At 41.9% G+C, this 9,084-nt stretch carries 15 protein-coding genes and 1 pseudogene; all 16 read left to right on the forward strand.

Annotation, left to right across the window (positions count from 1 at the left end; translation table 11 throughout):
• Positions 1-5: 5 nt before the first annotated feature.
• A pseudogene (locus tag ACED41_RS03900) lies at positions 6-814 on the forward strand (MBL fold metallo-hydrolase).
• Positions 815-852: 38 nt separating this feature from the next.
• Positions 853-1,410 (forward strand): nucleotidyltransferase family protein, encoded by a 558-nt coding sequence (locus tag ACED41_RS03905; protein WP_017068328.1) that lies wholly within the window; start codon positions 853-855, stop codon positions 1,408-1,410.
• 139 nt (positions 1,411-1,549) lie between these two features.
• Positions 1,550-1,903, forward strand: a complete 354-nt coding sequence (locus ACED41_RS03910) for a tRNA-binding protein (RefSeq protein ID WP_371724518.1) — start codon at positions 1,550-1,552, stop codon at positions 1,901-1,903.
• Between the two features lie 205 nt (positions 1,904-2,108).
• The gene (locus tag ACED41_RS03915; protein ID WP_371724519.1) at positions 2,109-2,621 is read left to right on the forward strand and encodes a DinB family protein; all 513 of its coding nucleotides are present in this window, start codon (positions 2,109-2,111) and stop codon (positions 2,619-2,621) included.
• A gap of 6 nt (positions 2,622-2,627) precedes the next feature.
• A complete protein-coding gene (locus tag ACED41_RS03920) occupies positions 2,628-3,086 on the forward strand; it encodes a GNAT family N-acetyltransferase (RefSeq protein ID WP_017063941.1) in 459 nt (152 codons plus the stop codon).
• A gap of 75 nt (positions 3,087-3,161) precedes the next feature.
• Positions 3,162-3,983 carry an NAD-dependent epimerase/dehydratase family protein gene (locus ACED41_RS03925; protein ID WP_371724520.1) on the forward strand — a complete coding sequence of 274 codons (822 nt, stop codon included), beginning with the start codon at positions 3,162-3,164 and terminating at the stop codon, positions 3,981-3,983.
• 137 nt (positions 3,984-4,120) lie between these two features.
• Entirely contained in the window at positions 4,121-4,570 is a 450-nt protein-coding gene (locus ACED41_RS03930) for a DUF3291 domain-containing protein (protein WP_108193919.1), read from the forward strand.
• Between the two features lie 75 nt (positions 4,571-4,645).
• The gene (locus tag ACED41_RS03935; protein ID WP_017068333.1) at positions 4,646-5,077 is read left to right on the forward strand and encodes a DUF2000 domain-containing protein; all 432 of its coding nucleotides are present in this window, start codon (positions 4,646-4,648) and stop codon (positions 5,075-5,077) included.
• An 80-nt stretch (positions 5,078-5,157) separates the two neighbouring features.
• A complete protein-coding gene (locus ACED41_RS03940; protein ID WP_017083596.1) occupies positions 5,158-5,577 on the forward strand; it encodes a GNAT family N-acetyltransferase in 420 nt (139 codons plus the stop codon).
• Between the two features lie 34 nt (positions 5,578-5,611).
• Positions 5,612-6,046, forward strand: a complete 435-nt coding sequence (locus ACED41_RS03945) for a GNAT family N-acetyltransferase (RefSeq protein WP_371724521.1) — start codon at positions 5,612-5,614, stop codon at positions 6,044-6,046.
• 89 nt (positions 6,047-6,135) lie between these two features.
• Positions 6,136-6,492, forward strand: coding sequence for a hypothetical protein (locus ACED41_RS03950; protein WP_017063935.1), 357 nt, complete (start codon positions 6,136-6,138; stop codon positions 6,490-6,492).
• A 59-nt stretch (positions 6,493-6,551) separates the two neighbouring features.
• Positions 6,552-6,896, forward strand: coding sequence for a glyoxalase/bleomycin resistance/dioxygenase family protein (locus ACED41_RS03955; RefSeq protein WP_017063934.1), 345 nt, complete (start codon positions 6,552-6,554; stop codon positions 6,894-6,896).
• Between the two features lie 55 nt (positions 6,897-6,951).
• Positions 6,952-7,422 carry a GNAT family N-acetyltransferase gene (locus ACED41_RS03960; RefSeq protein ID WP_017063933.1) on the forward strand — a complete coding sequence of 157 codons (471 nt, stop codon included), beginning with the start codon at positions 6,952-6,954 and terminating at the stop codon, positions 7,420-7,422.
• 77 nt (positions 7,423-7,499) lie between these two features.
• Positions 7,500-7,844, forward strand: a complete 345-nt coding sequence (locus ACED41_RS03965) for a VOC family protein (protein ID WP_017061800.1) — start codon at positions 7,500-7,502, stop codon at positions 7,842-7,844.
• A 119-nt stretch (positions 7,845-7,963) separates the two neighbouring features.
• Positions 7,964-8,380: a VOC family protein gene (locus tag ACED41_RS03970; protein WP_017061801.1), complete on the forward strand. Its 417-nt coding sequence runs from the start codon at positions 7,964-7,966 to the stop codon at positions 8,378-8,380.
• Between the two features lie 52 nt (positions 8,381-8,432).
• Complete coding sequence (locus tag ACED41_RS03975) at positions 8,433-8,849, forward strand: GNAT family N-acetyltransferase (RefSeq protein WP_102333300.1); 417 nt, start codon at positions 8,433-8,435, stop codon at positions 8,847-8,849.
• The last annotated feature ends 235 nt before the right edge of the window (positions 8,850-9,084 follow it).

Here is a 9,084-nt window from a genome sequence, read left to right on the forward strand (position 1 = left end):
GAACTATGAAAATAACGACGCTGGTTGATAACTCTCGACTGGATAACAGGAAAGATTTAGCCGTTGAGCGCGGACTATCACTGCATATTGAAACTGAATCGCTAAAGATCTTGTTCGATATGGGAAGTGGCGATACGTTTTGTCAAAACGCACCATTACTGGGTATTGATATTAAAGATGTAGACCTCGCTGTCATATCACACAGGCATCATGATCATTGTAATGGCACCGCTGATTTTGTTGCTCATAACTCTAAAGCCAAAGTGTTTCTGAAAAATTGCAAACAGAAAAGCTATCATTTCCGGACTTACTAGAAAACAGCAACGAGCGGTTAGTCTTCGTTAATCGTACTACTGAGATCGCCCCAAATGTCTTTGCTATCACAGATATTAGCGTGAAACACGAACAACCTAAGGGTAATAAATACCTTTATACACAGTCGGAAAATCGACGGGAGCGCGACTCATTTGATCATGAGTTACTGTTAGTGATTAAAGAGCCAGATGGTTTAGTTATATTCACGGGATGTGCGCATAGTGGCGTTCTTAATATGGTTGATACAGCGGTTACTCTGTTCCCAGGAGAGAGAATAAAAGCGGTTGTCGGGGGCTTCCATCTAGTGGGCTTACCATTGTTCAATAGTATTGGTGGCACAAAGCAAGACATTAGAGATCTTGGATTGACGTTGTCTCAATACCCCATTGATAAACTGTATACAGGGCACTGCACAGGCAAGAAAGCTTATGAGTTGTTGAAAGAAGTATTAGGCAAGCGTCTGGAAGCAATGCCGACAGGTCGGCGTATTCATGTGTAGCGTTGGTCAAACCTTAGATGGATGTTAGTTAGGTCACGATGAATAAACAAAAACTAAAGAACCTCATTCAACAAGTTCCTGAGCTAATCGATACAGCCAAAGTATGTCGTGAGGTGGGCTTGCCAAACTTCTATATTGCAGGCGGAGCTATCACTCAAATCATCTGGAATGATATCGAAAACAAACCGCTTCTAGACCAAGTCAAAGACTTCGATGTTGTCTATTTCAATAGTACCTCAGCTATCACCGAAGATGAGTTCAAAAACCGCATTCGTTCGCGGTTAAGTCATTGTGTCGACGTGGACGTAAAGAACCAAGCGACCATTCATGAGCATTACGCTAAGAAGTTCGGTTGCTTCATTCAACCATACGATCGTGTTGAACAAGGTATCGAGTCTTGGCTCTCTGCATTTGCTATCGGGTTTACTTTGAATGATTCAGGCGGCATCAAGTTGTTTTCACCATACGGTGTAGAGGATGCGTTTGATATGCTGATTAAACCGAATAAGCGAGCAATGACAGAAGAAAATTACAACAAAATGACCACTGGCTATAAGGCTCGATGGCAGCAAGTAAAAGTGCTTCCTTGGAATTGATCTATAAAGCTTTGTGGGATCGCTCTTAACATTGGGTATTTAATTCAGTTTGGCGTCAGTGGTAAATTTGAATCTAGTCTCAGCATTGTTAGTGACTTAGTTGTACGTTATGTGATTTGGAAACAACGAGGTCTGGTTTATGAAATACGCTCCAATTAAAGATGAAATTACGTTTGATGATTTCGCGAAAATCGACATTCGTGTGGGTTTAATCACCGAGGTTTCTGAAGTCGCTAAATCAGATAAGCTGATGAAACTCACCGTCGACTTTGGCGATCATCAGCGTTCAATCTTGGCTGGCATTAAACAAGAGCGTGAAAACCCCAAAGAAATCGAAGGTAAGCAAGCCTTGTTTGTCGTGAATCTACCTGAAAGAAAGATGGCGGGTGAAATGTCTCAGGGTATGTTGTTTGATATTGGTTATGAAGACAAATTAAATCCGTGTTTAGCTTGTCCTGAAGCCGAAATGCCTAATGGTGCTCGAGCTGGGTAACGTACACACTTGGATGTTGGAGTTGTTTTGGTCTTTGTTCGAAGTTCCAGATCCCAATGAAAATGTGGTTTGGGTTCAGCAAGCGCTCTCATTGCAGAGCAAACTGGCTTTATAGCGATTGGAACATCGAGTGTGGCAATTGCACGCAGTCACGGAGTGGATGACGGTACATAAGTGAATAACTGAAACAAAAAAGGATAAATAAATGCAGTTTGCGAAGGCATTTGAATACAAAAAGTGGGCAAATAGTCAGTTACTTGATTTTGGAGCGAGACAATTCTCAAAATTGCCGGAAAACGATGGCACATTTTTCGTTAGAATTTCAAACCATACGACCGTAGTGGATAGTCTATTCATAAGTCGAATTCTCGGTGAACCAGAAAAATATACTGCTGATAATACCGTTGAAACCCCTTCGTTTTCAGAGCTGCGTGAGAGAATGGCTCACAATGACAAATGGTTAGTGCAGTATGCGCTGTCGGCCTCAAAAGAAGAATTAGACAAGGTTATTCAGTTTAACTTCGTAGATGGTGATATAGGAACAATGTCTGTTGAAGAGATTCTTATCCACTTACTCACACACGGTAATAACCACAGAGGTATGGCGTCTAGGGTGTTGGCTGAAAACGATTTAGAACGCCCAAAGGACACATTTACCCGCTATCTGCACTTTGCTGAGCCATCACGTAGAGGTAGCGACGTGTTGAAAGAAAAGTAAAAGGTTATGTACTTAAGAACAGCACATACGCATGAGTTGGATGATATTTATCTCATGGGTTTTGATGTATGGGGAAGCCAGTTGTCGGTCGATGAGTATCTAGCTTCTTGTTACAACAGTGGTAAGTATCAGAAAGGAACTTGGTATGTGCTAATAGAACAGGAACAAATTGTGTCTTCTTTGATTGTTTATCAGAGAGAGTTTGGCCTTTTGGAAGGAAGCCGTGGGTTGGGTTCCATTGCAACGCCACCAGAATTAAGGGGCAAAGGCTATGCTTCAAAATTAATTAACTTGGTAAAAGATGAGCTATTCCAAAATCAAAATAGTAAGGCGTTGTTTCTGCATAGTGATATTGACAAAGAGTTTTATAGGCGACTAGGATTTACCGCAATTGAAGGGTCTGACTGTATGTACAGTACGAGTGATAACGCGGAATTCAAAGGCGCGATACCTGCGTATTTTTAATCGCTAACATTATATTTGTTTTTATGAAGAATAAATGGTCAACGGTTGAAGCTTGGTGTTTAATTTAGGGAATGAATGAGAGTTTTAATAGCAGGTGCCAATGGTTATATTGGTCGTCACATTACGAAGGCATTCGTAAACAGTGGTTTTGATGTTTTTGGATACAGGAGGGACAAAGGCATTGTCCCTTGTTCGGATTACATCAAAGACCTATCCACAGATTATGAAGATTACTTCGATGTGGTTATCAATTGCGCACGCCCTCACTGGTCAGAATTTTCGCCAGTTGAAATCGTAGACATTGAACATGGTTTGCTCACACAGCTTGATAGGTTTGCGTCTGAAGATGCGATAAAGATCCACACATCGGGAGTTTGGCTGTTTGGTCATGCATCTCAACAAGACCTTAAAGAGTTTAGGCTTAAACCTTTAAAGCCCGTTGAGTTAGACGTAAAAACAATTCATTCCGTGATTGGTACTAACTGGCATATCGTTTACTGCCCGAGCTTGGTATATGGCGGTGACAATTGCCAATTAAAGCGAATCATCGAATCGTATGCAAATCGAACCGTTAAGGTAGCTGTCCCATCCCAAGGGTATAATCAATACGTCCACGTCTATGACATCGCCAAATTCTATTTGTTGTTAGCGCAAAAGCAAACCTCAGAAAAGCAACATTTTATTGCAGAAACTAAGGGGTACAGCCCAGCTCATTTTGCTCAACTTTTATTAGAATCAAACGTGATTCGAAAAGTAGATGAATGTTCTTGGGTTGAATTCGAGGCTTTAAATGGCTGTGAGGTTGTAGATATTGAACAACTGAACCTCACACTTCCAATTAGCCCTTTTTTCAAAGCCAATGAACTTATCAGCGACTACATAAAAAGTTGGATGTAATGAAATCAATAACAAAACAATCAATTTAGCTTTCGTGTTACGGTGTAAAGTATCAGTGAGGATCTGAGATTGGCGAATGGTTATTGCTTATCGCAGCGTTCTCTATTTTTATCATAATCATTCAAGGAAGAAGCATTGTGAAATTAGCTCAGTTAAATATTGCTCTAGCGAAGTACGCTTTAGATGCACCAGAAATCAAAGACTTTGTCGATAATTTGGATCTTGTTAATGGCATAGCCGAAAGCAGTGAGGGATTTGTCTGGCGTCTTAAAGACGAATCTGGTGATGCGACCAATATAAAAGCGTTCGATGATCCGAATATGATCGTCAATATGTCGGTGTGGGATTCAGTAGACTCGTTAAAGAACTTCATGTTTAGAACTCACCATCGCGACTTCATGCGAAGAAAAAACGAATGGTTTCATCGTTTAACTGAAGATACGTATGTTCTTTGGTGGGTTGATGATGAACATATTCCGAGCCTTGATGAAGCAATCGAGCGGTTAGAGCATCTAAGAGAAGTGGGTGATTCGCCTTATGCATTTACATTCAAAACCAATTTTACTGAGTCAGAAGCTCCTAGATGAAGCACTTGCAATGTCTACACCTCGGTAATACGTTATATAGCTAATGTATTTTCGCAAACAAATAAGGGGGACACTGTGAGCACTTTGCCAGATGAAAACCAGAAACGATTTATTGCTGTTTTAAGTAAGAAGATGGATTTGGGAAGAACGCTGAATGTACTAGGGCATTTAAGTGTTGGCTTGTCGAATCAATTGAACGAGGGTGAAACCTGTTACGTCGACTATCAAGATATGGATGACGGCACTCACCCTAATTTGTCTCACTATCCTTTCATTGTTTTGAAAGCCGACAATTCAAACAAGCTTCGAAAAGTACGTGAAGAGGCTATTAGCCGTGGTATCAAATTTACCGATTTCACGAGTACGATGATCGAAGGTGGCTCCATCGAGCAACAGCAAAGAACTAAGCAAACCAAAGAAGCAGACTTAGAGTATCTCGGAGTATGCTTATTTGGTGACACTGAAACCCTGCGTGAATTTACAAAGAAGTTTAGCTTGTATAAGTAACTCACTTTAGTGGTTTAGCTATCTGCTAGTAAGTGCATCGAACATGTTACATAAGCCGTTAATCTATAGATAGGAAGTCAATGGAATACCAATTAGATATTGAACCTTCCGATGACGACATTAATGAAGTCCGAGGCGGGTTAATCAAACACAACACACCGTTTCTGGAAGGGATACCCAAGTCTCAAGTTGCGTACTACGCGATGGTGGAAGGCAACAAAGTTGGTGGTATTGTCGCTGATCTTTGGGGAAACTGGTTACTGATTAAGTTTCTCTGGGTCGATGATTCGATGAGAGGAAAGCAAGTCGGTAGTGCGTTGCTTGAACTTATTGAAGAGTATGCGAAGTCTCAAGGCTGTACGTCGTCACTGATCGATACATTAAGTTTCCAAGCTAAGCCTTTCTATGAGAAACGAGGGTATGAATGCCAGATGGTGTTAGAAAATTACCCTGTAGATTCCTCGCTATCGTTTCTCACCAAGTCGCTCGTCAAAAAGTAGCGTATTAAGCGCCCGTTTATACAAGGAGAGTAGATTGGTCAACATTCGGGAAATGGCAATTTCAGACTACGACTCAGTGATCGCGTTGTGGTGCCAGACAGAAGGCATGAGTATTCGCGATGCCGATTCGAAAGAAAGCATTGCGAGCTATTTAGATCGTAACCCCGGTCTAAGTTTTGTGGCTGAAAGCAACAACGAGATCATTGGCGCTGTGTTGGTCGGTACGGATGGACGTCGTGGGTATTTACAACATTTAGCTGTCTCGGCCAACTTCAGAGGGCAAAAGTTAGGTTGTAAGCTTGTCGCAGAGGCGGTCAACGCCCTTGCAGGGTTAGGTATCCCGAAGACCCACTTGTTTGTCTATAACTACAACATCAATGCTCAACAGTTTTACGAAAAATTGGGCTGGTTTCCTCGAGATGAAGTTCGAATGTACTCGTTTAATAGCTCGGATAATAGTAACGTTTAGCCTTAAAGGTTCGCGCTGGCTGAGCTTGAATTTGTAACAGATTCGCGTGCATCTTCCCAATATCAAAACAATCCTTGGAGTATTTAGAAATGTTGTTTTCTAGTCTGTCTAAACCATTGGTTCATGGCTCCGAGTTATGTTCTGAACTGGTCAATTTCTTAACCGAGCATAAGAGTGATTTCGAAGAAAAGTTAATCCCTGATCTGTCATACATCGATGATATGGCACATGTGGTGAACGGCATTAAAATCAAAGACGTTCTACACATCAATGCGAATCAATATCGAGTTCAATATTCGTTTGATTGGGAGTTGTTTCTAGGTTGTTCAGATAGGAACGAAACCGGTGTAGAGAATGGAAGTGTTCTATTCACGCTTGAGGACGATAACGTTCTTAATATCAACTTCCCAAACTACGGTTCTCGAGACACTAGCGATGAGCTCTAGTCGGTTCAGACTAACTTGTTTTATCCTGAATAATCGGTAACAACGAAGAAGAGGTAAATTTGAGTCCAATCGCTATCCTTGTCCATGTCCCAAATATTGAAGAAGGGCTGAACTGGTACCAGAAAGCATTTCCACATGCCGTTGCCATTTATCATCCAGATTCTGATTTTACAGTTTTGGATCTTAACGGGTTCTCTATTGAAGTTGTGCAAGCCGACAGTAAAGTTAATGCAGGTAAAAAAGGAACAGTACTGTATTGGTCAGTCGACAGCGTTGAAGAATCTCTTGTTTATTTTCAGTCAATTGGAGCAACGTTATATCGTGGTCCAATGGCCATAGAAGGTGGGCTAATCATGTGCCAAGTAGAGGACCCATTTGGTAACCTAATTGGCTTACGAGGTTAGAACTTCTCCCGCCTCTCAATAAGGGACTATGTGGTTTGTATAAAAAGGAACAACAATGATAACTATCGAAAGGCTTGAAGAATCACATGTGGCGTTAGTTCAGGCCATCCAACTCGCCGATGAACAGGTTAAGTTCGCTGGTACAGCTGCAGAGTTTTTATTAGACGGCAGTGAAACGACGCACTTGCACGTGATTAAGTCTGATAACGAAGTTGTGGGTTTCTTTAAGCTGGATATCGCTTACGCAGAGCACTACGAATTCTGCCCTGAAGGAAGCATTGGCTTGAGAGCTTTTGTGCTTGATAAAAACCAGCAAGGTAAAGGTTTAGGAACAGGCACGGTGAAGGCTTTGTTTCCGTATTTAAAAGCGAATTACTCAGCGTATGAGTCGATTTATTTAACCGTGAATTGCAAAAATCCCGCCGCATTCAACTGTTATAAGAAAGGCGGCTTCGAAGATATCAATCAACAGTATTTAGGTGGCGCAGCAGGCCCGCAATTTATCATGCGCGGTCGAATTGCTTAGTAATAAATTATTGATGAGAAACACCTGCACAGCTGTATGCAGGTTGAGAGTCTTAAAGAACACGAGAAGGAAATTTGATGAAGGTTCAATATCTTGAAGTGGTTACCCCAGAGGTCGATGTCGTTTGTGCAACATACGCTCAGCTCTACAACGTGAAATTCAGTGGTGCAGATGTGAACCTTGGTGGGGCGCGCACTGCAAAGCTATCTAATGGCGGGGTAATTGGCATTCGAGCACCGCTTCGTGAAACTGAAGAACCAACTGTTCGTCATTACACGTTGGTTGAGGATATTCAGTCTGCAGTAACTGCAGCCGAGAAACTAGGCGCCGAAGTTGCGGTGCCGCCAATGGAGTTACCACGTCACGGGATGTGTGCCATTGTCATTCAAGGTGGCGTCGAGCTCGGATTCTGGCAGTTATAAATGATGTATACCTTTTAGATTGTGACGGACGAGATACTACGATTTATGATGCGACACCTAGTGTCTTTACCTGCTTCATGGCATCATTCCACGCAGCTAAAACCCCAACAAGGTATGTTATGAAACAGAATATTGTCCACATTGCACTCGTGGTAAAAGACTACGATGAAGCGCTTGATTTCTATGTAAACAAGCTTAAGTTTGATCTCATCGAAGACACGTATCTGCCAGAAGAAGATAAGCGCTGGGTTGTTGTTGCTCCACCAAATTCAACCGGTGTGAGCCTGTTACTTGCTAGAGCTTCCAAGCCAGAGCAACTCGATTTCATCGGCAACCAAGCTGGTGGACGCGTATTCCTATTCTTAAACACCGATGACTTCTGGCGTGATTACGAACGTATGACGTCTTTGGGCATTAACTTTGTCCGAGAGCCTAAAGAGCAAGGCTACGGCACCGTTGCTGTGTTTGAAGATCTTTACGGTAACTTGTGGGATCTGCTTCAGTTAAACCCTGAACACCCTATGGCTAACAGGTAGAAAAGCTTAGTCAACAACCTTAATTCTGGTCATACGGATAGGCAGGAGCGACATGGAAGTCACAAGGTATCAACCCAAGTATTTAACCGCTTTACAGGCGCTCTATCTAGAATCAAGACAGGACACCTTTCATTGGGCTGATGCCGACGCTTTTGAGTTATCCGATTTCGAATTAGATACAGAAGGTGAGCAGATATGGGTGGCTGTTTCTGGCGACAAGGTTTTAGGTTTTGCCTCTGTTTGGGAACCTGAGAGTTTCATCCATCACCTCTATGTGTGCCCGCGAACGCTACGTTCTGGAGTAGGCTCTGCTTTACTCAATACCTGCAAACAACATTACACTGATCTGACTTTGAAGTGTTTGACTGCCAATGAACATGCTATTGGCTTTTACCAGTCGCAAGGTTTTGTTATCTCATTCACAAAAGGAGAGGGATTAGAGCGTTATCATTTAATGGAATACAGATAGCTGATATCTAAAGTTAGGATGTGAGCTACAACTTAGCTCTAAGTATTGAAAAATCAAATTTGAGTTCTTTGTTTACGGTGCAATAGATAATTTCAAATGGTAGCGTCATCCAATTCTGTTTCAATGTTTAGTCGTTACTAGAGGTCCCGAATGAATCAAGTTGAAGTTCTTTATGCCCTAACATAGACAGGATCTTAAGAGCTAACTTGTTTATTTAGATAGAAAAAAGGCTTAA

The sequence above is a fragment of the Vibrio sp. 1F255 genome (assembly GCF_041439145.1).
Classification (GTDB): Bacteria; Pseudomonadota; Gammaproteobacteria; order Enterobacterales; family Vibrionaceae; genus Vibrio; species Vibrio crassostreae_C.

What these genes read in the sequence shown, in the direction of transcription:
- ACED41_RS03915 (WP_371724519.1), top strand. Translation starts at nt 2,109, where the DNA reads ATGCAGTTTGCGAAGGCATTTGAATACAAAAAGTGGGCAAATAGTCAG.
- ACED41_RS03920 (WP_017063941.1), top strand. Translation starts at nt 2,628, where the DNA reads ATGTACTTAAGAACAGCACATACGCATGAGTTGGATGATATTTATCTC.
- ACED41_RS03905 (WP_017068328.1), top strand. Translation starts at nt 853, where the DNA reads ATGAATAAACAAAAACTAAAGAACCTCATTCAACAAGTTCCTGAGCTA.
- ACED41_RS03975 (WP_102333300.1), top strand. Translation starts at nt 8,433, where the DNA reads ATGGAAGTCACAAGGTATCAACCCAAGTATTTAACCGCTTTACAGGCG.
- ACED41_RS03965 (WP_017061800.1), top strand. Translation starts at nt 7,500, where the DNA reads ATGAAGGTTCAATATCTTGAAGTGGTTACCCCAGAGGTCGATGTCGTT.
- ACED41_RS03940 (WP_017083596.1), top strand. Translation starts at nt 5,158, where the DNA reads ATGGAATACCAATTAGATATTGAACCTTCCGATGACGACATTAATGAA.
- ACED41_RS03970 (WP_017061801.1), top strand. Translation starts at nt 7,964, where the DNA reads ATGAAACAGAATATTGTCCACATTGCACTCGTGGTAAAAGACTACGAT.
- ACED41_RS03950 (WP_017063935.1), top strand. Translation starts at nt 6,136, where the DNA reads ATGTTGTTTTCTAGTCTGTCTAAACCATTGGTTCATGGCTCCGAGTTA.
- ACED41_RS03910 (WP_371724518.1), top strand. Translation starts at nt 1,550, where the DNA reads ATGAAATACGCTCCAATTAAAGATGAAATTACGTTTGATGATTTCGCG.
- ACED41_RS03925 (WP_371724520.1), top strand. Translation starts at nt 3,162, where the DNA reads ATGAGAGTTTTAATAGCAGGTGCCAATGGTTATATTGGTCGTCACATT.
- ACED41_RS03960 (WP_017063933.1), top strand. Translation starts at nt 6,952, where the DNA reads ATGATAACTATCGAAAGGCTTGAAGAATCACATGTGGCGTTAGTTCAG.